This window comes from Comamonas squillarum, assembly GCF_025309455.1.
Taxonomy (GTDB): domain Bacteria; phylum Pseudomonadota; class Gammaproteobacteria; order Burkholderiales; family Burkholderiaceae_C; genus Comamonas; species Comamonas squillarum.
Genome location: NZ_CP104377.1, coordinates 354,019 through 378,833, shown reverse-complemented (window position 1 = coordinate 378,833; position 24,815 = coordinate 354,019). Strand labels below are relative to the sequence as shown.

The window sequence follows — 24,815 nt, the reverse complement described above, 5'->3', positions numbered from 1 at the left end:
AAATTCCGAATTGTGCTTGGACCGCCAAACCCGTTCAATGGGGGCCATCTGGAGGTTTCCCATGCATGATTCAATGTTCTTTTATGGCTTGCTGACAGCCACCTTTCTTTTTGCCGGCTTGGTGAAGGGGGTGACCGGGATGGGGCTGCCGACGGTGGCGATGGGGCTGCTGGGCATGGTGATGCCGCCGGCCATGGCGGCATCCCTGTTGGTGGTGCCGTCCTTAGTCACCAATGTTTGGCAGCTGTTCTCTGGCAGCGCGGTGGCAGCGCTGGTGCAGCGCCTGTGGCCCATGCTGGCGGCCATGGTGATCGGGACGGTGGGCGGGTCCGCGCTCCTGGTGCAAGTTGACCCCCGCTGGTCCGGCTTCGCCCTGGGATCGGCCTTGATCGCGTATGCGGTCTATGCCTTGTTGGCGCCCGCGCTCACCATCCAGCGTGCGCTGGAGACATGGCTTTCACCATTGGTGGGGCTGGTTACCGGCATGGTCACGGGCGCCACCGGCGTCTTTGTCATGCCGGCCGTTCCCTACCTTGGCGCTCTTGGCTTGCACAAGGATGAGCTGGTGCAGGCGCTGGGGCTGTCCTTCAGCATCTCGACCCTGGCCCTTGCCGCAGGTTTGCTGGCCAACGACGCGTTACGCCTGAACCAGCTGGGTCTGTCGTCGCTCAGCGTCATCCCTGCATTGCTGGGCATGGGGCTTGGCGCTTCGCTCCGGGCGCGCATCAGCCCCCAGCGCTTTCGGCTGTGCTTTCTGCTGTTGCTGCTTGTCTTGGGACTCGAGCTTGCCTCTCGGCCCTTTATTTAAAGACGCGCAGACCACGCAAAACACCGATCCCCCACGCCCGCCCCACCACAGCAGCCGATCACCTGGATGGCAAAAATGCCTTGCTACCGTCCGCAACCTGTGGCCATGGCGCTGATCGGCGCGGTCACCAGCGACACGCTGGTGCTGTGCGCAGGCGTCGCGCAGCTGGCGCTCATCAGTCCGCTGCTGGGCGCGCAGCGGGCGCGTTCCAGCGCAGCATCTCTTGGCCGCCACGCCGCTGTGCGGCAAGGTGGTGGTGCCTGGGCACCGCTCCGTGGCTGGCTTTATGCTGCTGGCCTCTGCCGTACTGTGGCGGCTCACCTAGCGCAGTGCCCAGCAGGTGCCATCCACGCTCAACGCCTTGTCCGGCCATTAGCGCTCCAGGGGCCATAACAGCCGCATTTACCGTAAATGCGTGATGGAAGATCTCCGTCTTTGCGTCAAAATGTAGCGATGGCTATTGCGCAACTTCCCGTACTGCTGGTTGATGACGACCCCGACATGCTCGCCCGGCTGGGCGCCGTGCTGGGCTCGGTAGGCGTCGCAGCCGATCAGCTGTGCGAGGCCGGCTCGCTGGCCGAGTGCCAGCAATTGGTGACCGCGCCCGAGGGCGGCCTGCAGCCCATAGTGATGGCGCTGATCGATCTAGGCCTGCCCGATGGCAATGGCATTGACCTGATTGACTGGCTGCGCGCGCGCAACCCGGTGCTGCCGATTCTGGTGGTGTCGGCCTGGAGCACCGAGGAGATGATTCTGGGCGCGCTGCGCGCCGGCGCCAATGGCTATGTGCTCAAGGAGCGCGACGACCTGGAGATTGCGCTGTCGGTGCGCAATGTGCTCAAGGGCGGCGCGCCCATCGACCCCTTCATCGCCCGGCGTATTCTGGACCTGGTGGGGCGCCCGGGCGGGCGCCCTCCCACCCCGTCGCAGCCGCCGGACCCGGCGCTGCGCGAAGCGCTCACCGAGCGCGAGCGCGAGATCCTCGACCATGTCGCCGCCGGCATGAGCAACCGCGAAATCGCCGAATGCCTGCACCTATCCCGATGGACCATCGACACCCATATCCGGCATATCTACGACAAATTGGCCGTGAGCTCGCGCACGCAGGCCTTGCGGCGTGCACGCGAGCATGGCTTGTTGCGCTGATCTGCCTGGCGGCCCTGTGCCAGGTGCCGCCCGCGCAGGCGCAAGGCCAGCCCTGGCCTGGCACGGCCGAGGCGGCGCGCTCGGACTGGGATGCCCAGCAGCCACCCGACAACGGCTGGGTGCCGGTGAAGGTGCCCAACGACTGGAACCAGCAGTGGCCCGGCTATAGCGGCGTTGTCTGGTACCGGCTGCGCTGGGACATCAGCGGCGAGCCGCAGACCCAGGGCCTCTACATCCACTACCTGATGCAAGCCGGTGTCATCTCGGTCAACGGCGTGGAGCTGCAGCGCGACCCGTATCTGACCGAGCCGATGACACGCGCCTGGAATACGCCGCGCTACCTGGTGCTGCCCGCGCCGCTGCTGCACAGCGGCAGCAACGAGCTGCTGATCCGCGTGAGCGGCTACTACGCCTACCAGCCTGCGCTAGGCCCGGTTGAGATTGGTGCACCCGAGCCGCTGCGCATGGCACAGCAGCACAGCTACCTGGTGCGGCACAACCTCAACTGGCTGCACCTGGGCGTGGGGGCGACCCTGGGCTGCTTCTTCCTGGTGCTGTGGCTGATGCGCCGCCAAGAGGCCGCCTACGGCTGGTACGCCGCACGCCAGGCCGCCTGGGTGGGCTTTACCGTCAACTTTGTCAGCACCACGCCCTGGCCGTTCAACCATATCAATACCTATGCAGCCGTGGTGTCGGTTGCCTATGTGCTCTACCACGGCTGCAATGCCATGTTTGTGCTGCGCTTCATGGGCCGCCGCTGGCCCAGGCGCGAGGCCGCCATGTGGCTTATCATTGCCGCGCTGGCGGCCATTACCTTGCTGGTGCCTGATGCGCAGCTCAGAGACATGCGCAATGTGATGGCCTGGGCCTCGTCGGCCCTGCTGTTCACCACCGCTGGCGTGTTTGTCGGCCTGGCCTGGCGCAACGGCAACCAGGCCCAGCGCCTGCTGTCGCTCACGGCACTGGCCAGCGCCCTGGCGATGGCGCATGACCTGCTGGTCTTCACCCGCATCGTGGACGACAACTTCTACCTGGCCACCTACACCGAGCCACTGGCCACCGTAGGCATTGCGCTGACCTTGGCCTGGACCTTTGTGCAGAACACGCGGCGCATCGAGAGCTTCAACGACGAGATGCAGCACCATGTGGCCGAAGCCCGCGCCGAGCTGACCGAATCGCTGGCCGGCCGCCATGAGCTGGAGCTGCTGCAGGCCCGCCTGGGCGAGCGGGTCAACATTGCGCATGACCTGCACGACGGCCTGGGCGGCATGCTGATCGGCAATATCACCACCTTGGAGCGCACACGCGGCTCGCTGCCACCCGACCAGGTGCTGGGCATGCTGCGCGGCATGCGCGATGACCTGCGGCTGATCATCGACCTGGCCTCTGCCCAGCACTATGGCGAGCTGTCGCTCGCAGAGCTGCTCGCCCCCATGCGCTACCGCATGAGCCAGCTGTTCGAAGTGCATGACATGGAGGTGCACTGGCAGCTGAGCCATATCGACCAGCTGCACCTGCCCACCAGCGCCAGCCTGGATGTCCTGCGCATTTTGCAAGAAGCCTTAACCAATGCCTTCAAGCACAGCCACGCCAAGCGCGTGGACGTGGTGCTGGCGCGCGAGGCCGGCCAGCTGCTGCTGCAGGTGCAAGACAATGGCGTGGGTCTGCCTGCGGCCAAAGCAGCCAACACCCCCACGCACGGCACCGGCCTGCGCAGCATGCAAGCCCGGGCACAGCGGCTGGGGGCGCAGTTGTCCGTAGGGTCGCAAGGCGGGCTCACAACGGTGCTGCTGCGGGTAACGCTGCCCACGGACGCAGAGGGTGCTGAAACACCTGAGGCCTGATGTCCGCCAAGCACCTTTGTTGAGAGTACGCTTCATTCGAGGCAACCATCCCCATTCCTCCTGCAAGATTGCACGAGCTGCATGCGCGAGCTGCGTGCTCGCAGCTTAGCGCTGAAGCATCGCCGCAGCCGTTACGTTGAAGGCGTCCATTACGTCATCCAAGACTTGGCCCATTTGGGCATGGACGATCGCGCCATCAATCACCAACGACAGCGCATGGCCCACAGGCCTGCCATCGCTGGCCAACAGGCTGTCGAGCACCGCTGCCATTTCCTGCTTGTGTTGGCGCACCACTTTCAAAATTTCCGGGTTAGAAGAGCCTAACTCAGCCGCTGCGTTGAGAAATGCACAGCCCCGAAAATCAGCACGGCTGAACCAAGTCCGCAACGTGGTGCTGAGCGCTAGCGTGGCAGCCGCTCCTGCATGGAGGGCTTGCGTCAAACTCATCTCGAACCAGGACATCCAGATGCCATGTCGATAGTCAAGATAGGCCCGGATCAACTCGTCTTTGCTCGGGTATTGGCGGTAGAACGTGACTTTGCTGACGCTGGCCTGGTCAATGATTTTGTCTACGCCGGTGGCTCGGATGCCATCCTGGTAGAAAAGCGCGTGCGCGGCCACAAGAATGCGCTCCCTAGGAGCGAGGGTGTCTGAGGAGGATTTTGCAGAAGGCATGTGGGCATTGTAGACAGATCGTTCCACATGCGCTAGCATGACACATGTAGACAGATCGTCCTACATACGTTTTGAAAGAGGTAACCCATGGAAATGCGCCCACCCCTGCCCCCCTTTACCCGCGAAGCCGCCATCCAAAAGGTGCGTATGGCTGAAGACGGCTGGAACACCCGAGATGCCGCTACAGTGGCTATGGCTTATACGCTGGATACACAGTGGCGCAACCGCGCCGAATTCGCGCACAGCAGAGCGGAGGCTCAGGCCTTCCTGGAGAGAAAGTGGAACAAGGAGCTGGACTACCGGCTCATCAAAGAGCTGTGGTTGCATGAAGGCAACCGGATCGCGGTTCGGTATGCGTATGAGTGGCATGACGACGCAGGCCATTGGTTCCGCTCGTACGGTAACGAGAACTGGGAGTTCGAAGCCGACGGCCTGATGCGACGCCGCTACGCCTGCATCAACGACATGCCGATCAAAGAGTCCGAGCGCAAGTTCCACTGGCCCCTTGGCCGCCGGCCGGATGACCATCCTGGACTGTCAGAGTTGGGGCTTTAATAAACAGGCTAGCGAGCGGTTCTACCATCTCAATGGCAAATTTTCCCGCTCCCCCGCGGACCAGTCTGAGGCAGCTCGGCACCTGGGCATCTCCCGCTTGGTCCTGCTCAAAAATCTGGTGCGACTGGGTTGAAAGCAGCGACCGTGATCCACCGCTGGGGCGCCCATCACCGCCGCTGCGGTGATGGGCATCAGGCGCTTACTTCACTAAAGGCACCACACCCAGCGCCAGCGATGCCAGCAGCATCACCATGCTTGACCCCACGGCCCACTTGATCGCTTGCTTTTGCACGGCGCCGTAGTTGAGATCCAGCATGCTGACCAGCAAATAGGTGGAGGCGACCAGCGGGCTCAGAATGTGCACGGGCTGGCCGATGAGCGAAGCGCGGGCCATCTCGGCGCCCGTCACGCCGTAATGGGCGGCGGCCTCCGCCAGGATGGGCAGCATGCCGAAATAGAACACATCGTTGGAGACGACCCAGGTCATCGGGATGCTGACCAAGGCGGTGACCACGGCCATATAAGGGCCCAGCGCCTCGGGAACCATCGCGACGATGGTCTTGGCCAGTGCCGAGGCCATGCCGGTTTCGTTCAGGATGCCGATAAAGACGCTGGCAGCAAACAGCATCATCGCTACGGACAGGATGGCGGGCGCATGTTCGGCCATGCGCTTTTGCTGGTCCTGGTGCTTGGGGAAGTTCACGACAAAGGCAATAGCGGTGGCCAGCATGAATAAATAGGCCAGAGGCAGCACTTCCATCACCAGGCCAACCAACAGGCCAATGGTCAGCACCCAGTTGAAGTACAGCTTCCAGCCAGCAGGCGGGTGCTGCTCGAGCATCTGCGCCGTGTCGAGCTGGACGATGCCCAGGCGGCTGCGCTCACGCTTGCCAAACAGCCAGGCCATAAAGAAGGCCCAGACCACGCAGGCCAGCAGTGGCGCGATCAGCGGCGTGAACACCTCCGACATCTCGACCTTCATCGAAGCGGCGGCCCGAGCCGTTGGGCCGCCCCAGGGCAGCAGGTTGCCAATGCCAGTGCACTGCAGCAGCAGCACCGCCACCAGCGGCAAGGACAGGCCCAGGCGTTTGTAGATCGGCAAGAAGGCCGACAGCACAATCATGTAGACCGTGGCGCCATCGCCATCGAGCGCGACCAGGTAGCCCAGCGCCACGGTGCCGATAAGGATCTTGACGGGATCACCGCCGACCGCGCCGACGATGCGGCGGATGATCGGATCGAACAGACCGGTGTCGGTCATCAGCATGAAATAGGCCATCGCGAAGATCAGCAAAACGCCGGTCGGTGCAATGGTGCGAACGCCCTTGATGACCATGGCGCCCATCTCTGGTCCAAAGCCTCCAATCAGCGCAAAAATAGTCGGGACCAGAATCAGGGTGGCCACGGCCGACATCCGCCCGCTGATCAGCAGGTAGATGAAACAGGCAAACATGGCAAAGCTCAATGCGACGAGCATGGACGTGTTCCTCCACCCCCACGGGCGCTGGCCCGAAGGGAGATGTGTCTTGGTAAAGGGGTCAGCGAGGGGTCCTGCTGACCTTCTTGGTATGGCCGCTGAGGCGGCTGGCGATCAGACCGGCAGACCCTTGGCGTGCAAGGTGGCGTCAAAGCGCTCGGGGTCCGAACGACCGGCCTCATTGTCGGCGCGGATCTTGGCTTCCTTGACCAGGTGCGCACGGCCCAGCTCCAGCACCCGCGCTGCCTCGGCGGCCGGGATCGCGATCACGCCATCGGCATCCCCAACGATCAGGTCACCCGGCAGCACGGCCATGCCGGCGCAGGAGATGGGGATGTTGATCTCGCCCGGGCCGTCCTTGCTCGGGCCCCGGTGCGTATGGCCCTTGGCAAACAGCGGCATGCCCTCCTCGGCCCATTCGCAGAGGTCCCGCACAGCGCCGTCGATGACCAGGCCGCCCAGTTTTTTAGCTACGCAGGTGGTACGGATCAGGCCGCCGACCAGGGCTTGGGCCACATCGCCGCCGCCATCGATCACCAGCACATCGCCGGGCTGCACCATCATCAGCGCCTTGTGGATCATCAGGTTGTCGCCCGGGCGCACGCGCACCGTCACCGCAGGGCCGCACAGGACGGTGTCCAGCCGCGCATGGTACTGGCGCAGGCCGATGGTGCCGATATTGCGGCTCATCGCATCGCCAATCGCGGCCACCGGAATCTCGCGAAACGCGGCTACAACGTCAGCGGCTGGCCCGTCCACACGGGGGTTGATGCGGTAGCCCGCAGGCCATTGGAGCGATGCGGTAGTAGTGGTGTCAGAACTCATGCGGCGCTTTCTCGGATAAAGAGGGAAAAGGTATCGAAGGTCGTTGGGCGGGCATCAAGCCAGTACTTGCCCGTTCACGCAGGCGGCCGCATCGGCCGGCTGCCCCTGCAGCCAGCCCAGCACATTGCGCGCGGCGCCCGAGGCCATGCCGGCCAAGGCGGCGGGCGTGGAGCCGCCCACATGCGGGGTCAGCACCACATTGGGCAGGCGGGTCAGCGGGTGGCCGGCAGGCAGTGGCTCCTCGTGCATGGTGTCCAGGCCGGCGGCATAGAGCTGCCCGGTCTTCAAGGCATCGATCAGCGCAGCCTCGTCGATCACCTCGCCGCGCGCGGTGTTCACCACGATCGCGCCGCGTGGCAGTTTGGCGATCTGTTCGGCACCCAGCATGCCGCGGGTGTGCTTGTTCAGGGGTACATGCAGGCTCAGCACATCGGCATGGCCCAGCAGCTCCTCGAAAGAGCCCAGCAGACGAACGGCGGGGTTGGAGCTCTGCGCCAGAGCCGGGTCAAACGCAACCACCTGCATGCCGATGGCCAGCGCAGCCGCTGCCACCCGCTGCCCGATCTGCCCGAACCCGACCAACGCCAAGGTGCGGCCCTGCAGCTCGATGCCATCCTGCACGCGCGACCAGCGGCCGGCATGCAGTTCGCTGTCCATCCAGGCAATACGGCGGGCTGCGGCAAACATCAGGCCCAAGGTCATCTCGGCCACGGACTGGGCATTGGCGCCTGGCGTCACATACACAGGAATGCCGCGCGCCGTGGCCGCCTCGACATCGATATTGCTGACGCCCACGCCATGCTTGGAGATGACCTTGAGCGTGGGGCAGGAGGCAATGGCCTTGGCCGACAGCGCGACGGTGCGCGAGATGACGGCATCGACCGGTTCGGTCGCCATGATGTGCTCCACCTCCTCGGCGCTGTTGCCATCCTGCAGATAGATGACACGGGCATTGGCCTGGGCCAGCAGGTCAACCCCGCTTGGGGCCAGACGGGGTGCGGTAACAAAGATGCAGAAAGTCATAGGTGAGAGTCAAAAAATCAAACGCTGAAGCCGTACAAGTTGCAGGCGTTGTCCAGCAGGATCTGCCGTTGCACAGCGCTATCGGGTACACAGGCAGACAGCCAACGCAGCAGCGCTGCGTCATCGGGGGCCGCATCTCCGGTCTTGTGGATAGCGGGGTGCGGCCAGTTGCTGCCCCAGACCAGGCGGTCAGGAGACAGCGCAATAAAGCGCTGGGCGACACGGGCAGCGGAGGCGTAGCCCGGCGCCTCGGCCGCGCCATCCAGCTCTGCGCCGGACAGCTTGAGCCAGGCGCGCTGCTGCTGCAGCAGCTGGGCCACCACGTCAAATGCGGGATGCGTGCTGCCGCCATGGCCCGGCAAACGGGCGAGGTGGTCAAACACCACCGGCACTGGCAAATCACGTATCGCGGGCGCCAGCGCAGCAATCTGATCAGCACTGGCATGTAGCTGCAGATGCCAGCCCCAGGGTGCAATCAGCCGGGCCACCGCATGCATCTGGCCAGCAGCCACAGGCGACGGCCGCAGCAGGTTGAAGCGCACGCCACGGGCGCCGCGCTGGTGCATCGCGGCCACATCGTCCGCGCTCGTGCTGGCATCCACCACGACGACGGCGCGGGCAACGTCCAAGCCCAGCTCGGCCACCGCATCCAAGGTGCAGCGGTTGTCCGTTCCGTAGCTGGAGGGCTGCACTACCACCACCCTGCGGGTGCCCAGCCGCGCCTGCAGCTGCCGGTAATCGGCCACAGTGGCTGCGGGCGGATGGAGGTCGGCCCCAGCCGCATAGGGGTAGCGGGGATCGTTGATATGAATATGGCAGTCGCAGGCGCCCGCCCATTGCTGGCCTGACAGAACCGGCAGCGGCGAAGGCAGCGCAGGCGACGCATGCTTGCCGGTGGCTACCGCATCAGTCATCGATCGACACCTTGCTGGTCTGGGCCGCATTGGCCCAACGCTTGGCTTCCGCTGCCACATAGGCTTCAAACTCCACACGCGTCAGCGCCGTGGGCTCGGCACCCATCTCCCGGTAGCGCTGCTGAACCTTGGGGTCCTTCAGGGCAGCGGTCAGCGCGCTGGAGAGTTTGTCGAGGATGGCAGGAGGCAGACCGGCAGGCGCAAACAAGCCGGTGTAGAGCGTGGCATCCACCGCCGGGAACCCCTGCTCCGCCAAGGTGGGCACATCGGGCATCAACGGCGAGCGCACAGGGCCCAGCTGGGCGATGGCCTTGACTCGGCCATCCCGGATCAGCGGCGCGGCCGTGGTGATCTGGTCCACCATCGCATCCAGGGTATGGCCCATCAGGTCGGCCGCCGCAGGGCCTGTGCCTTTGTAGGGAATGACGGTAATGGGCGTGGCCGTGGCGGCCCGCACCAGCTCGATCGCCAGATGGGTGAAGGAGCCGTTGCCAGCGGTACCCACGCTGGCGCCGCCCGCGCGGCCCCTGGCATAGGCATTGAACTGCGCAAAGTTGCTGGCGGGGATATGGGTGGAGATCGTCAGCACCGCCGGATTGGTGGTGATGCCACCAATGACCGTGAAGCTCTTGACGCCGTCGTAAGGCACCTTTTTGCTGACCGCATTGGCCACCGCGTTGGGGCCGGAGTTGCCCAGCAGCAAGGTATAGCCATCGGGCTTGGCGCGGGCCACATAGGCCGCGCCGATCACGCCGCCAGCGCCGGGCCGGTTCTCGACGATGACCGGCTGGCCCAGCGACTTGCCAATCAGGTCCGAAATGGCCCGTGCCGTGAAATCGATGTTGCCGCCCGGGGCAAAGGGCACCACCAGGGTGATGGCGCGGGTTGGCCAGGCGCTTGCAAAGGCCGCCGAGCAGGCGAAGGCCAGCGCTGCCACTGCAACCTTTTTCGTCATATTGCGCATGTCTTGTCTCCTGTTATGGGATGGCATTCTCCAGTCGACAAATCATTCCGTCCATTGGATAATTTTCATAAAATAATTCCTAAAAGTTATCGATGGACATCAATTTCCGGGACCTCAAATACTTCGAAGCGGTGGCAGATGCCGGCCATGTCGGCCTGGCTGCCGACAAGCTGGGCCGCACGCAGCCGGCCCTGAGCAAGGCCATCCAGCGGCTGGAGGAAGCTTTTGCGTGCGAGCTGTTTGAGCGCAAGGGCCGGGGCATCCAGCTCACCGCCGTGGGCGAGGTGCTGCTGGCCCGGGCCCGGCTGCTGCGGGGCACGACCGAGGAAGTGCTGCGCGAGGTCAACGACTTCTCGCGGGGGCAAGCCGGCCATGTGCGCATTGGCAGCGGCCCCATCGCCGCCGACTATGTCCTGCCCGAAATCTGCAACCTGCTGCTGGCCGAGGCGCCCGAGACCACGATCGACATCACCACCGGGCCCAGCCTAATGCTCCGAGAGCGCTTGAAGGAAGGCTCGCTCGATCTGCTGATCGGCCTGATGCCGGACGACGATGAGGAGCTGGTATCGCATGCCATCGTCGACGACGTCGTCGTGGTCGCCACCAGCCGCCGGCACCCCGTGTTTTCGCTGCCGCAGATCACTGTCGAGTCGCTGCTACGCTGGAAATGGGTGCTTCCGCTCGAGAGTATCCCCAGCCGGCAATGGCTGGATGCCGCCTTCCGCGCCCGGGGCCTCTCTACCCCGCAGGTGCAGATCAACGCCAACTCCATCCCCCTGCTGCCCCGCCTGATTGCCCACAACGAGCTGCTGAGCTTTCTGTCTCGCCACACCTTGGCAGAAGCGCGTGGCCACCAGGCGCTGCGCGAAGTACCGCTCAAGGAATTGCAGCTGCACCGCAAGCTTGGCGTGACCTACCGCCGCTCCGGCTACCTATCGCCTGCGGCCCGCCGCTTGCTGAATCTGCTGCGGGAGCGGGGAAGGAGTTTGTTTGTGGGAGCTGGGGATTGAAAGCCACAGCAGAGCGCACCCCGCACTTGTGCAAGAACGCCACCCGGCCTCGGGCGCAGACACCAACATGCATCCGTAGTCCAAAAACTCGAATGCGGCATTGACGCTGAGGGCTGGCGCATGCAATCTATCAGCCAACAACGCCTATTCATCCCTTACAGGCAGAATTTTCCCCCCTATAGCCCCCCATCATTTCCCCAGAAAAGATAGAAAATGGACTGGAAAAGAGCGCTTGTCATCGCCGCACTGGTGAAGCAAAAGGTCGCAGAGGTGGATGCCCTCGGCTTATGGCAGCACATCCTTCCCGAAGTCGCCGCCAGCGAGCAAGCATTGGATGCACTTGAAATGTGCCTTGGCGAAAGCCTGGACTCGGGGTACAGAAGCTTTTTGCTGCATGCCGAGCGTTTCATTACCAGATTGACCTATTCGGTATCGACGATCTCTTGGCGGGGCCACGCGCTGATCGTGCGAAGGAACTTAGCGATTCGCTGGAGCGGCTGCCCGACTTGTGCGGATGCGACCGGTCAGAATTGATGGCAGTGGCGGTTTCCTCCGACGACATCGATATCATGCTCATGACACGGCCCCATGCAGGCGAACCAGGCCAGGTTTTCTGGTTCGGTGGCGGACTGATCGATACCTTCCCCACATTTGAAGATTTTTTCTGGCAATGGTCGACTACAGCCGGCTTGACTACCAGGGACTTCTTCACAACCAAACCTCGTAGACAGACACCGACGCGGGACCATCGCGAGGTTCGGCAGAGCTATGGCCTGGATGGCTCTGCACAGACTGCAGCGTTAATCTTTCGCCCAGTCCAACTGCCCCAAGCCCACGCCGTTGCCGTGGCGGTCACGTAAGCGGATCATGGCGCCACCTCGGTTCATCAATGGCTTGGGAGAGTCCCGGTTCCAGGAAGCACCATCACCAAGCCGAACTATGCAACTGACTTGGTTATCGGCGCTTCCCGTCACGGGTGGGCGGCAACTGGCTAGCCCGTCTTCCGAAACGGCTGCATTGCCTTCTATCTTGCTGAGGGTGAAGCTTGTCTGGAGCGCTGGCAGGAACCATTGCCCCAAGAATTCTTCGGGCCAGGTTTCTGCCCGTTCCAACTGCAGGCGCCTGATGCGAACAGGCTGCTCACCGGGCAGTTGTACAAGGCCCGAAGTCCAGTACTGCCATTCTTCTTGAGGCTGGGCGTTGAACTTTTGGTATGCAAATTCCAAAAGCGCATCGCCTGCATGGCTACGCCATTGTGCAGGCTGCTGTACGCCCCCGATGCTGCGACCATTTGCATACTCATCCATCGGGATGGTCGCTACCGTAGCCAAGGTATCGACCCCTTTGCTCACATAATCGGCACTGCCCATATGAAAGCTGGGCTGTCCGTCGGGACGGTAGTTGAAAATCTGCAAGATCGCAGTGCTGCCTTGAATATCCAGGGCTAAACCCCTGCCTGGCTTTCCAGTTAATTCGTCCTCTACCACCCAGGTTCCATTGATAGGCATCAAGGTATTGAAATTTTCACGAGCCGAGCACTGCAAGGAACAAGCGCCTGGCCCAAATTCATTTCCGTCTGGATAATAGTTTTGCTGTGTATAGGGTGTTATCAATTTGCCATCGACTACCCGAGTGGAGCCCTTGATGCTGGAGAACTGGTCGAAGCCCGTCAGCTGCAGCGTAGTGACCGGCTGGCTTTCGCCAGCACCTGCCAAATCCACGAAGCCTGACAAATCATAGCCAGCCAATTCAAAGTTCAATCTGGCGATGTTGGGGCCTTCTGCGGGTTTCCCATCAAATCCCAGAACAGGTTCAGAGCCTGAGGGAAGGCATGTAAAGCGGCTTCTCAATCCATCTGGTTCACAGACCAGCTTTTGAAAAATAGTTCCGCCATACCCTCTGGGGTTGTACCCGTGCTGATGCATGGTGAGCTCGGTTCTGTTGTCGCGAGACCGCGAAAGTTCCGCCATCCATTGAAAGGCCACTTCTCGCTGTGCATTCAACACCAGCATGGTCATGAGACGCGTGCCGTTTTGCATGACGGGATTCGTCACGCCTTCCATCGCGCTGTCGACCAGGAATCGCCTTATCTCGGCTGCAGGCTCGCCAGGAAACTGCACCGTTCCTTTCAAGCCGCTGGTAAAGCTCACCGTCACATTACCCAGATTGGCGTCCTCTTTCGCATCCCGTGCCTCGCTGCCAAAGCTACGGCCACCTTGATAGCGCATCAGCGGGGCGGTGACAGCCGTGCCATCCATATGACCGGTGGCAGTGTAGAAGGTGGCATCCCCATTCTTCTCATAGCCAAATACCTGCATAAAAAACGTATTTCCCTGTACATCAATCGCCAGGCCACGTCCAGGCTTGCCGTCCACTTCTTGATTGATGACCCAGGTGCCAGCTTGTGGCGTGAAATCGCGCGCTGCCCAACTCGCGGCTCCTGATAAAGCAGCCAAAGAAACCAACATAGCCGAACGAATCACTTTTATGCATTGGGTGCTTTTCACTTTATCTCCTATGGTGCGCAGCAAGTATAGGGGATGCGTCGTTAATCGCTGGCTATCTACCGCCATCCTTTATTTATCCGCAACCCGCAGCCAATGCTCGCTGCGGAATACCTCTGTACACAAGCACGCTGTGAAGAGCGGTGTCACTCTCAGGCGTCAACAAACGAGCCCATGTCGTGGGTGCAAAAATATTAGTTCCCAAACCAGCTGCGGCGGATCTGGCAAAAAACTGCCAGACCAGCCGCGCAACGAGGGACCGTTAGCCTGCCCCTCAGCCCTCTCGCCTCTGTTTGATCAAAAAATATGACTCCAATGCTATGCCATGCAAGCTGATCACAGCCAAGGCCTTCAGTCCTGCTTGCGCGCCACCACACGGCGCCCCACCAGGCCCATCCCGCCCACTAGCGCCGCCAGCAAGGCCAGCGCCCAACCCGACAGCGCAGGAACCGCAATGGGATTGGCGCCGCCGTTGCCTGGGGGCGCGGTCACCACCACCTGCGACGGGGTCAACACGACGGCCCCCGCATTGTTCGCATCGCCGCTGTAGGTCACAGTGATAGCGCGCTCGCCCTGCGCCAACGCGGAGGTGGTGCAGCGGGCAGTGGCGGTATCGCCCACAGTGGCAAGGGCCACGGGGCCGCCGCAGAGCACGGTGGGGCCATCGCTGAAGGTGACGGTGCCGCCAGGGGCGCTGCCGATCACCGTCGCGGTCAAGGTCACCGCCTGGCCCTGCTGCACTTGCTGCGGGCTGGCCTCCAGGCTGACCTGCGCGGCGGACTGGCCGACGGCGAAGCTGGCGCTGCTGGTTTGCAGCAGGGCCGGCTCGGCCAGGCTGGGGTTGAGCGCCAGGCTGGCGACGAGGCTCTGGCTACCGGCTTGGGCAAACTCCAGATCGTCAAACACGGCAATGCCGGTGGCAGTTGCCAGGTCTACCGATACCGGCGTGGTGGCCAACACCCGCTTGGCCAGGCGGCCCGTGCCTGGGCCTTGGGCCAGCTGCACGCTGCCCAGCGAGGCGAGTGCGCCAAGGGCTGGGTAGCTGGTACTGTTAAAGGCCTGGCCGTTTTCTTCCAATGTGACTTGTGGCGCTGGCAGCATGGGCGTGTTCAGCGCCACCGCTGATGGCTGCACGCTGAACTGCATCGCGTAATGGCTTTGCACGGCACCGGCGTCCACGCAGGATGCGGGCACCAGGCCGTCGGCCGCATAGGGGCGTGCGGCGCCGCGCTGGTCCAGCGGCGGCACGGTCACCCCAGCCGCGCTGACCACGCCCGCACAAATGCTGCGCGAACCGGGCAGCGCCAGCAGGGTTTGCGTGTTGCCGCCGTAGTGGCCCAGCGGTGCCAGCCCAGGGTCGATGGTCGTAGATGTGTCCCGGGTAAAGACATTGCCACCGCCATCAACGAAGGTCAGCCCTGTGCTGCGGATATCAGCCGCTGGCCCAGCGCCGCCGCTGTTGCCGGCCACAATGCTGTTCACCAGCGTCAGGCTGGGGGTGTTGCCACCGTCGGCTGCGCCACTGATACCACCGGCAACGCCGCTGCTATTGCCTGCCAGCGTGCTGTTCACCAGCACCAAACGGCTCTGGCCCTGGCTGAACAGGGTGCCGCCTTGGCCGGCCGCATCCGGGCTGGCATTGGCGCTGAAGGTGCTGTTCTCGATTTGCGCCACACTGCCCAGGTTGGCAAGCGCACTGCCACCCAAGTCGCCTTGGTTGGACACCCAGGTGCTGCCGCGCAAGCTTGCGGTGTGGCCCGATGCCACCAACAGGCCGCCGCCCAGCTGCGCAGCACTGTTGCTGTCGAAGGTGGAACCTTCAATCTCCAACGCACCCGTTCCATGCGAGTACACCGCCCCACCCGATCCCGCCTGGGCCAGCGTGTCATTGCCGCCGCTGTAGCCCCCGGCTGCGGCCACATTCTGCGCCAGCACCAGGTTTTGCAGCTGCACCATGCCGGTGGAATGGTTGAGCACCGCGCTGCCGCCGTTGGAGCGGCCTTGCGCCAAGCGCAGGCCCGCCAGGCGCACCGGCTGCGCGGTGGCCTCGATCTGCAGCACACGGCTGGCACCATTGCCGCTGACCGTCAGCACATCGGCGCCCGGGCCCTCGATGGCCACGCTTTTAGCCAGGCTGATCTGGCCATGGGCCAAGCTGATGGTCTGCGGCGCAGCGGGGTTGAACACGCTGGCATCAAACTCGATGACGGGCGCGCCGCCCAGCATATTGGCCTGCAGCACCGCATCGCGCAAGGTGCAGGTGTTGGCATTGCCCTGGGCACAGGCTTGTGGGTTGCTGCCATCGCTGTCGCCAGCGTTGTTGACCACATAGCTGGCCGCAAAGAAACGCAACACGCTGGCGGGCGTGATGGGGCTCATGCAATGGGTGTTGGGCGGGGCCACATAGCAGCCTTGGGTAAACACCTGTACCGCTGCATCACTGCCGCCCGCGCCGGCTGGCGCCACAAAGCTGAGCGACGTGGCTGTCACATCGAAAGGCTGGATATAGGTAAAGCCCGCAAATTGCACTTGGGCCGTGGCATCAAAGTGGCTGCCGTTCACCGTCACCACCGTGCCGCCTGCGGCATCGGCCACGGCGGGCGCCAGATTGGTGACGGTGGGCGGCAGCAAGAGCACCTGCGTGCTGGCCGAGCCTTGGGCCACTGGGTTGGACAGCGCATCTGCCACCGTGATCTGCTGGCTGCCCGTGGCGGCCAAGGTGGCGCTGAAACTGCCCGCGCCGCCGGAGAGCGCGGCGCCTGCGGGCAACTGTGCCCCGGCATCACTGCTGCTGAAATGCACGGTGCCGCTGTAGCTGGGCATCGCATGGCCATCGGTATCGAGCGCGTTGACGGTGATGTTGAACGCCTGGCCCGCAGCCACTTGCGCTGGCAGGCTGATACCGAAGCCGCCCAGCTGCTGGGCCGCAACGGTAAAGGCCGCGCTGCTGACCGAGGCCGCGCCCAGGTAGGCACTGAGGCTGACGCCCGCGACCGGCACGCCACCGGGCAATGTGAAGCCGACCGTGCAAGCAGCCTGGCCGCTGGCATTGCTTGGCGCGCAGCTGGCGCTGGAAGTCAGGCCCGCATGTGCGCTGGCAAGCAAGGCCGGCGTAACCCCCACCAGAGGCTGCCCGCCGCTTTGCACATCCACCGTCACCGGCAACGCCGCGCCCGGCGCCACCTGGCTGGGGAAAGGCGAAGGGCTGGCAAGCGTCAGGGTATAGGCCTGGCCTTGCACAGCACCTGCATCAATCACCGCACCCACGGTGGCTGGGCGCGGTGCGCCGATCTGGTCGAGCGCCTGCTCGCCTGCCGCGTAGCGGCCCAGGCCCAGTGCCGGCGAGCCCGCCAGGGGCGGCATCGTAGGCATGGTGCCGCCATAGGCGCCCAAAGTTGCCATGCTCACTTGCACCGCATCCTCCAGCCGAACGGTATTGACCAGGCTGTTCTGGACTAGGAAAGAGGCCCCTCCGACGACATCCGGATAGCTGTTGGAGGGTGCTGTATTGCCACGGATGATGGAGTTGACCACCAACGGCGCGCTGCTGCCCTCCTTATAGAAGCCCCCACCAAAACCGGTCGTGGCCAGGTTGGCGCTGATGGTACTGTTATGGATGACCACGCTGCCGCCAGAGCTGCTGTTGATGCCGCCCCCCCGGATGGCGCGGTTATTGGCAATGGTGCTGTTGTGAATCAGCAGCGCCGTGGCAGTCGGATCATTCTGGATGCCGCCGCCGTAGCCAAACGACGCGTTGCTGGCCGTGTTGTTGGCCACCGTGCTGTTGAGCAAGCTGAGGCTGCCGCGGTTGAGGATACCGCCACCATTGCTCGTGCTGGTGTTGGTGTTGCCATCGATCCAGCAGCTGTCGACCGTGAGCTTGGCAGCGCTGTTGATGCCTTGGCGCGCGCCACTGATGCGCAGCCCAGCGAGACGAACCTCCAAGGTACTTCCGGTACCGCTGGCGCCTTGGCCGGCATTCATCACAAACATGGTCTGCGAGCTGCTGCCCCTCAAGGTCAGCAGATGCGCACCCGGGCCCGCAATGTCCACGCTGTAACGAGGAGCCAATTGGCTCACCGCAATCGTCTGCGGAGACGAAAACAGGCCCGCGTCAAACTCGATGCGCGCCGCAACGCTGCTGTCTGCATCTGCATTGAGCGCCAAAATCGCATTGCCGAGGGTGCAAGTGCCACTATTGCCTGCACCGCAGCCGGACGCATTCACCGTAGCGCTGGTTACGGCATTGACCACATAGGTTTTGGCCTGGGCCGCCAGTGGCAGTGCAGATGCCAATGCCAAACTGCCCAGCAAGATCAGCTGCCGCAAGCGGCTCCCGGCGGCCCTTGCCTGCGCTGTGCGCTCAAGGGTCGTTGCCAGCCCAACTCTCCCGCATTGCGCCCGCCTGTCGACGTTACCGGCGTTGCCAAAACTAACCATAGTTACCCCCAGTCTTGTCTTGAGCGCAGACTAAAGGGGTAAGCCGGTTTTGCCATCCCGTAAATTAGTGATTCGGCTGCGGGTGGCGGGCTTTCAGGGCCTGCCCAGGGGAGATGTGGGGACTATCGAGGCCCATGCGCGGCACTGGGGCGATGGTCAGCGCTCGGGTGAAAGCCAATGCAGTCCGCTTGCTTATCAGCGTCCAGCCGCCAGGCTTCCCAGACCTACTCTGCGTCACCGATCGTGTGGCTTGGCCCAAGCGGAAGAATACAGAACAGATGCCTGGCATGCTGCCATCCGCTTCTGCTCATGCAAGGGCAAATAGCGGTTGGCCTCCGCGCGATGGCGCTTGCCGAAGGCCCCATAAGAGCCGGTACCTTGGTGCAGCCTGCACAACATGCCGCGCGTGAGTCCAAGGCTCAAGGTTGACCCGCCCCCTGCTGCAGCTGCCGGCTCAACGCCTCTATCTGGGCATCGATTGAAGACAAACGCGCATGGTCGCTGGTGCCCGGCGCCGGCCTGCGGGCCAGCAACTCCGCCCCTTCTTCCCTCAAGGCTGCCAATCTTTCAGCCAAATCCTGCAGGTTGCTAGAACGTTCTGATATTTGGTTTTCTTCAATTTTCTTTGAAAAATTAACTCTACCTATTTATTTGATGAAATCTATCCGGCGTTACAAAAACTACATAACGAAGCGATTTCCGCTTACAGAGTGCCCGTGCCAGCGCATTGAACTTTTCCGCCGAGCACGGTCCCGGCTGCCCCGGCTTTGCCAAGACCACAGCCATGCGGCATCTACCCCGCATCTGCGCAGCAGCCCCGTCTGAGGCACAGATGCGCCAAAACAGGAGGCCTGCGCAAGCCCCGCGCTGACAGCGGGCTGCCGTGGTCCCCACTACGCTTTTGCGACGCGCTCAGCGCATTTCTCAAAACCACAAGAGCAGCACCACATGGTCAAACCCCAAAAGCCTTTGGCTTATGTCACCGATGCCTCGCCCGGCTGGCAGCGCATCCAGCGCGGCGACGGGTTTGTCTACCAAAACCAGCGCGGGCAGACCATCCGCAACCCGCGCCAGCTCGAGCGCATACGCCTCTTGGTCATTCCCCCCGCCTACACCGATGTGTGGATCTGCCCCGATCCGCAGGGCCACCTGCAGGCGACGGGCCGCGATGCCCGGGGGCGCAAGCAGTACCGCTACCACCCGCTGTGGCAGGAGCAGCGCAAGCAGACCAAGTTCGAGCGCATGGCGGCCTTTGCGGCCAAGCTGGGTCTGATTCGAAGGCGCATCCAGCGCGACCTGAAAGCGGGGGATACCACGCAGACCTCGGTGGCGGCAGCGGTAGTCCGCCTTCTGGACACCACGGCGCTGCGCATTGGCAACGACAGCTATGCGCGCGAGAACGGCTCGTTTGGGCTGACGACCCTGCGCAACCGCCATGTGACGATGCGCGCATCGCGCATCCGGCTGGCGTTCAAAGGCAAGAGCGGCGTGGAGCAGCAGGTGGAGCTGGAGGACCCGCGCGTCGCGCGCATCGTGCGGCGCTGCCAGGACCTGCCGGGCCAGCGGTTGTTCCAGTATGTGGATGACGCGGGCGAGCGCAAGCAGCTGCGCTCCGAGCATGTGAATGCCTATCTGCACGAGATCGCCGGTGAGGACTTCAGCGCCAAGGACTTTCGCACCTGGCATGCCAGCGTGCTGGCCCTGTCGCTGGCGCTGCAGTCGCGCAGCAGCGATGCGCCGCTGACGGCACCCGATATCGTCCGCCAGGTCGCCCAGCACCTGGGCAATACCGTAGCGGTCTGCCGCAAGTACTACATTCACCCCCTGGTGATGGAGGTCTGCGAAGGGCCCGAGGGCAGCGCGCGCTGCGATGCCTATGCGGGCAAGCTGCGCGGCAGCGCGGGATTGCGCGAGGCCGAGCGCACGCTGATGGCGTTTTTGGCGACTGGCAAGCGGCGGCGCAAACCATAAAACGGCTTTGGGCCTTCTCCTTTAGCGCATTGGGCAGCGGCTGCAGCGTGCATGCGCATGCCTGGCGCCAACCCTGGCGCAAATAAAAAACGCCGATATCTCCACGATATCGGCGTTGCGGTCCAATGCCTGGCGCAATCGGATCAGCGTCGTTGTGCGCGGCGCAGGCCCGCCATGCCCATGGCTGCAACTGCCAGCATCATCAGCACCAGCTTGGATGGATCCAGGGTCGTCACTTTCTTGAGCTGAGGAGTACCCGGGCCATTGGGATCAGTGGGGCCACCATCGGACGTATCTGTTTGGCGGTTGGTAAAGGTGCAAACCAGCTCCTCGGCCGATACCAGGGCAACGCTCAGTTGCCGCGTGGCTACATCGGTGGTGATCGTGCTCTTCGGCGGGGCGCCATTTTGGTCGGTGCATTGGATGCTGGCGAGCTTCCAACCGGAGAGAACACCTTCCGTCCAGGTGTAGCTTTGGCCGGCTGCCAGGTTGTCGATGGTCTGGCTACCGGAGCCAGCCTGGGTCGCCACCGCCATGGTGGCGGGCACACCCGTGCCGGTGCCGGCAAAGCTGAAGCTAGCGGTTCCCGTGGCAGGGGTACCCGTTGCGGTTTGCGCCAGCTTGGCGATCGTTACCTTGCCAGGCGGCAGTGCAGCCAGGGTATTGGTCACCACCACCGTCAGGGGCGTCGCCGGCCCCAACACATTGGTAGGGTTCGGGGCAATGGTCGCCGTCCCCACCCAGGTGTAGCCATTGGGCGCTGCGGGCGGCGTATCTTCGGTCACCGTACAGCTGTCCTTGTCATAGAAAGTCAGTGCCGCGCTGTCCGCGCTCAAGGCGCCAGCGGCAACGGTGGCCGACCATGTCTGCGGTGCCTGCGCGCCGCAGGTGATGGTGCCGGTAAAGGTCATCGCTGCGGGCATGCCTGCAGCAGGCAAGCCTTGCACCTTCTTCGTGACGGTGATGGGCGAGCTGGTATTGAAGATCTGGAAGTTCACCGTGCTGCTGTTCGACGAGGGCACGGGGTCCAGCCACCCTGGCGCCACAGCGGCAGAGGCCGTATTCGCATAGGTACCCGCGGTGTTGCCGGCCGCTCCAGTGATGACAAAGCGCACGATGCCGCCTTCGGGAAGCGCAGGGATGGTGCTGGTCACCGTGTGGCTCGCCGCGTCGTAGTTCACCGCACCACAAATGGCATTTGGCGTCTGGGCAGCGCACATCGCATTGCCGTAGACAAAGCCGCTGGGCAGAGGGTCCGAGAAAGCCACGTTGTTCGCCGCAGCAGAGCCCGTGGCATTGGCCACATCAATGGTGTACACCACGGTGGAGCCGCTCACGCTGGTCGTTACCGGGTCCACCTTCTTGTTCACGGAAATATCCGCACAGCTGACAGGCAGCGATACGCTCGCCGAATTGCTGGCCGGACCCAGATCGATATAGCCTGCAGGAACGGAGGCAGAAAACGTGTTCTGGATAAAGCTCGACGCGCTGTTGCCACAAGACGGAACCGGGAGCGCCGTTGGCGTCATCGTGTAAACCACGGTCACCGCACCTCCCACCGGCAGCTTGGGAACGGCGGTGCTGAACAGCATCACATCAATACCCGCTTGGGACTGGTTGCCAAAATTCGATGCATCGGGGCACACCGCACCTCCCGCCGCAGTACAGCTGACAAAGGCCGTGCTGGTATTGATGTACTGGTAAGGCGCGCCGTAGGTGTAATTCGCAAAATTGGTGATCGAATCGGTGATCTGCACCTGGTCCACCGCATTGGGGCCGTGGTTGAGCAAGGTCATCGTATAGGTAATGGGCTGCCCTGCCACAAACACGTCGCTGCTTTGGGTCTTGGTGACTTCCAGATCGGTTTGCGGGCAATCGGGCGCGCGCGGCGTTTGAATGCTCACCTGCGATGCATTGTTGTCGTAATTGCTATCGGTCATGCCGCTGGGCAAGGTGGCACGGAATTCATTCTGGATGAATCCTGCGCCCGAGCTGCAGCGCTGCGTGCCCACAATGGTGGGCGTCATCGTATAGACAATGGTGAGCGCACCTCCGGCAGGCAGACTGGGCACCGTCGTGTTGAACAGGTTGTAATCAATACCCGTCGCCGAGATATTGTTGAAATTCGGGCCATCCGGGCAAACCGCGCCGCCAGAAGCCGAGCAGTCGACAAAGCTGGCTTCGATATTCATGTAATCGTAGGGAGCGCCCGCGTTGTAGTTGGCAAAACTGGTAATGGAATCACGGATATAGGTGCCATCGGCGGCATTGGGGCCGTTGTTCACCAGGGTCATCGTGTAGGTCACGGGGGCACCCGAGGTAAAGGTATCCGTGCTCTGCGTCTTGGTCACGGCCAGATCCGACTGCGGGCAGTTGGGCGATTGCGGTGTGGAGATGCTGACTTGCGCAGCATTGTTGTTGTAATCAGAGTCGGTCATGCCCGCTGGCACCGATGCCCGGAACTCGTTTTGCAAAAATCCCGCGCCCGTGCCGCAACGCTGCGCACCGGTAATGGTCGGCGTCATGGTGTAGACGATGGTGATCGAACCTCCCGAGGGCAAGCTGGGCACGGAGGTATTGAACAACACGTAGTCAATGCCAGTAGCAGACTGGCTATTGAAATTGGAGCTGGCCGGGCACACCGCTCCGCCCGAGGCGGTACAGCTGACAAAGGTATTGGCAATCGTCAGGTAGTCATAGGGTGGGCCTGAGTTGTAATTGGCGAAATTGGTCAGACTGTCTTGAATATGGGCGCCATCAGCGCTGGCCGGTCCATTGTTTTGCAACGTCATCGTGTAGGTGATGGGAACACCCGGTGCAAACACATTGCTGCTTTGCGTCTTGGTCACGGCCAGATCCGTTTTATAGGACATGGCGGTACTCACCACGCTGGTATTGGTGGCCAGATCGGGATCCGTCACCCCCACAGGGGTATCCACGCGGGCAGAGTTCGTGATACTCGAAGGGCCACTGCTGGGGAAATTCCCGGTGATGTTGATGATCACCCGCCCCAAAGCCGGAAAGCTGGGAATGGTGGCCGTCACACCCGAGGCGTCGATCGCCATGGAGCTTGGGCATGCCGCACCGTTGATGGCAGACACGCATACAGCGGCAACATTGCTCAAATTGGGCGGCAAGCTATCGACCACACTGGCCCCACCCGCTGCACCTGGACCGTTGTTATCAATGGTCAGCACATACAAAAACCCATCCCCACCATTGGCAGATACCGGCCCTGTCTTGGTAATCTGCAGATCTGCTGTTTGCGCCTGCGCAAACGCCGGCAAAAGCATAAAAGAGAATAACAAGAAGCAGAAATTGGATATTCTCTTCTTTATAGAATTAAATGACATATAAAATCTTTAAAAGAATTTATCAAAGGACGTCAACCCATCATTAACTGCAAGAAATGAGTTAATGCGTTTACCCAAAACCACCCACAAAATCGCATGAAGCCGCTCTCTGCGGCTTCTTCTGCCATGGCCTTTACCCACAGCCAAGGGCCATGAGGAAGTCAATCTCCAACCAACCTGCGATTGCAAACAATTGAAAAATTCTAATAAATATATGAATTAATCAAAGAAATCTATTTTATTTCAAACACGACATTGAGACTGTGAACAATCTCTGATCACATCTAGATTGCTGATAAGTTGATTGGCACTGACTTGGCGCAGCGCCGGAACCTGTGGCTGCCCGGCAGCGACCATCCACCCTCCGCGCTGGCCATCCAGCGTCGAAGAGTCAGCCCAAGCACCAGGAAGCCCTTTGTGGGCCGAGCGTCAGCGCTGCGATGGTGGGCAGAGGCCGCTAATATCCCGGTCGTGTAACTAAATGTCAATGACTGAAAACAGTGCCAGGGAAAACCCTTGCGCCAGCCATAGCCACTTGGCAGTGGAGCCCCTGCGCTCAAGTCCACCGGCTTGATAGGGCCCAGGCGGCATACCGCGCCAAAGGTGAAAGCCGGGGCGCCCAGCGCTGCCACGGGTACATTCGCAGCATGGGCAACCTGGTGGCGCCCTGCCCCAAGCTCTACCACCAACTCCAGTTAGATAGGTTGGCAGTCAGCGCCTTTGACCTGGCGCTGGGCTCGGCCTGCCGGGTTCGCCAGCGCCTGTACGATCTGGACGCTGTGCGCGGCACTGCGTGCCGCATGGTTGAGCGGCACCTGCTCAGAGCCCGAACTGGCAGCGGGAAGGAACCGCATGCTGTTGCCGGGACAAGCAGCTAAGTGCTTTCCCGCGCCCCTGGCTTGACTCGGCTTTGGATGGAGTTGTTACACTCATTAACATCCAAAAAATGGAGGAGACCGTGTTCAGGCCTGTCATCTATCTGCTGATCGCATTAGCCGCGTGGACGGTCTACAGCCGCTATGAGCAGCAGCAGGCCGCATCGATGCGGGATTCCGAGCCGGTTCTCTCCGAGCCCGAGCCACCCGAGGCACCTGAAGCAGCAGCGCCCAGTGCGCCGAACCCACTGTTCAAATGCGATGGCCGCACCCACTGCTCGCAGATGACATCGTGCAAAGAGGCCAAGTTTTTTCTGAAGAACTGCCCCGACACCAAGATGGATGGCGACAACGATGGCATTCCCTGCGAGCGGCAGCTCTGCAACGTCAACAAAAGACCATAAACCAAGAGCCTGCGCTGCAGGCTCTTT

The 24,815-nt window shown here is 62.4% G+C and carries 17 protein-coding genes and 1 pseudogene; 8 read left to right on the top strand and 10 right to left on the bottom strand.

The window, feature by feature from the left end:
* Positions 1-73 precede the first annotated feature (73 nt).
* From N4T19_RS01700 to N4T19_RS01690, 3 genes are all read left to right on the top strand, one after another.
* A complete protein-coding gene (locus N4T19_RS01700) occupies positions 74-808 on the top strand; it encodes a sulfite exporter TauE/SafE family protein (RefSeq protein WP_260719285.1) in 735 nt (244 codons plus the stop codon).
* A 453-nt stretch (positions 809-1,261) separates the two neighbouring features.
* Positions 1,262-1,954 (top strand): response regulator transcription factor, encoded by a 693-nt coding sequence (locus N4T19_RS01695; RefSeq protein ID WP_260719284.1) that lies wholly within the window; start codon positions 1,262-1,264, stop codon positions 1,952-1,954.
* A 23-nt stretch (positions 1,955-1,977) separates the two neighbouring features.
* A complete protein-coding gene (locus N4T19_RS01690; protein WP_260719283.1) occupies positions 1,978-3,798 on the top strand; it encodes a sensor histidine kinase in 1,821 nt (606 codons plus the stop codon).
* Between the two features lie 105 nt (positions 3,799-3,903).
* Here N4T19_RS01690 and N4T19_RS01685 read toward each other — a convergent pair whose 3' ends face one another.
* On the bottom strand, positions 3,904-4,473 hold the full coding sequence (locus N4T19_RS01685) for a TetR/AcrR family transcriptional regulator (RefSeq protein ID WP_116925278.1): 570 nt from the start codon (positions 4,471-4,473) through the stop codon (positions 3,904-3,906).
* Between the two features lie 87 nt (positions 4,474-4,560).
* Between N4T19_RS01685 and N4T19_RS01680 the strand changes: the two genes are divergently transcribed.
* The gene (locus tag N4T19_RS01680) at positions 4,561-5,028 is read left to right on the top strand and encodes a nuclear transport factor 2 family protein (protein ID WP_116925171.1); all 468 of its coding nucleotides are present in this window, start codon (positions 4,561-4,563) and stop codon (positions 5,026-5,028) included.
* Positions 5,029-5,227: 199 nt separating this feature from the next.
* Here the strand turns inward: N4T19_RS01680 and N4T19_RS01675 are convergent, their stop codons facing one another.
* From N4T19_RS01675 to N4T19_RS01655, 5 genes are all read right to left on the bottom strand, one after another.
* Positions 5,228-6,505 carry a CitMHS family transporter gene (locus N4T19_RS01675; RefSeq protein ID WP_260719282.1) on the bottom strand — a complete coding sequence of 426 codons (1,278 nt, stop codon included), beginning with the start codon at positions 6,503-6,505 and terminating at the stop codon, positions 5,228-5,230.
* Between the two features lie 114 nt (positions 6,506-6,619).
* Positions 6,620-7,330 (bottom strand): RraA family protein, encoded by a 711-nt coding sequence (locus tag N4T19_RS01670; protein ID WP_260719281.1) that lies wholly within the window; start codon positions 7,328-7,330, stop codon positions 6,620-6,622.
* 54 nt (positions 7,331-7,384) lie between these two features.
* Positions 7,385-8,353 (bottom strand): hydroxyacid dehydrogenase, encoded by a 969-nt coding sequence (locus N4T19_RS01665; RefSeq protein ID WP_182345420.1) that lies wholly within the window; start codon positions 8,351-8,353, stop codon positions 7,385-7,387.
* A gap of 17 nt (positions 8,354-8,370) precedes the next feature.
* A complete protein-coding gene (locus N4T19_RS01660; protein ID WP_182345419.1) occupies positions 8,371-9,267 on the bottom strand; it encodes an amidohydrolase family protein in 897 nt (298 codons plus the stop codon).
* Complete coding sequence (locus N4T19_RS01655; protein WP_260719280.1) at positions 9,260-10,231, bottom strand: Bug family tripartite tricarboxylate transporter substrate binding protein; 972 nt, start codon at positions 10,229-10,231, stop codon at positions 9,260-9,262. Before N4T19_RS01655 ends, N4T19_RS01660 begins: the two co-directional genes overlap by 8 nt.
* A 92-nt stretch (positions 10,232-10,323) precedes the next feature.
* Between N4T19_RS01655 and N4T19_RS01650 the strand changes: the two genes are divergently transcribed.
* Both N4T19_RS01650 and N4T19_RS01645 read left to right on the top strand, forming a co-directional pair.
* On the top strand, positions 10,324-11,241 hold the full coding sequence (locus N4T19_RS01650; protein WP_116925165.1) for a LysR family transcriptional regulator: 918 nt from the start codon (positions 10,324-10,326) through the stop codon (positions 11,239-11,241).
* A gap of 213 nt (positions 11,242-11,454) precedes the next feature.
* The gene (locus N4T19_RS01645) at positions 11,455-11,775 is read left to right on the top strand and encodes a hypothetical protein (protein WP_116925164.1); all 321 of its coding nucleotides are present in this window, start codon (positions 11,455-11,457) and stop codon (positions 11,773-11,775) included.
* Positions 11,776-12,041: 266 nt separating this feature from the next.
* On the opposite strand, the gene N4T19_RS01640 is transcribed toward N4T19_RS01645, so the two are convergent.
* Together N4T19_RS01640 and N4T19_RS01635 are read right to left on the bottom strand one after the other, a co-directional pair.
* On the bottom strand, positions 12,042-13,748 hold the full coding sequence (locus tag N4T19_RS01640) for a hypothetical protein (protein WP_260719279.1): 1,707 nt from the start codon (positions 13,746-13,748) through the stop codon (positions 12,042-12,044).
* Positions 13,749-14,096: 348 nt separating this feature from the next.
* A complete protein-coding gene (locus tag N4T19_RS01635; protein WP_260719278.1) occupies positions 14,097-18,041 on the bottom strand; it encodes an IPTL-CTERM sorting domain-containing protein in 3,945 nt (1,314 codons plus the stop codon).
* A 1,092-nt stretch (positions 18,042-19,133) separates the two neighbouring features.
* Here N4T19_RS01635 and N4T19_RS01630 point away from each other — a divergent pair.
* Complete coding sequence (locus N4T19_RS01630; protein ID WP_260719277.1) at positions 19,134-20,156, top strand: DNA topoisomerase IB; 1,023 nt, start codon at positions 19,134-19,136, stop codon at positions 20,154-20,156.
* A 143-nt stretch (positions 20,157-20,299) separates the two neighbouring features.
* Here the strand turns inward: N4T19_RS01630 and N4T19_RS01625 are convergent, their stop codons facing one another.
* A complete protein-coding gene (locus tag N4T19_RS01625; protein ID WP_260719276.1) occupies positions 20,300-23,095 on the bottom strand; it encodes a DUF11 domain-containing protein in 2,796 nt (931 codons plus the stop codon).
* Positions 23,096-23,449 (bottom strand): annotated as a pseudogene (locus tag N4T19_RS23295) (hypothetical protein); the annotation flags it as partial.
* 1,006 nt (positions 23,450-24,455) lie between these two features.
* Here N4T19_RS23295 and N4T19_RS01615 point away from each other — a divergent pair.
* On the top strand, positions 24,456-24,788 hold the full coding sequence (locus N4T19_RS01615) for an excalibur calcium-binding domain-containing protein (RefSeq protein ID WP_165841148.1): 333 nt from the start codon (positions 24,456-24,458) through the stop codon (positions 24,786-24,788).
* The last annotated feature ends 27 nt before the right edge of the window (positions 24,789-24,815 follow it).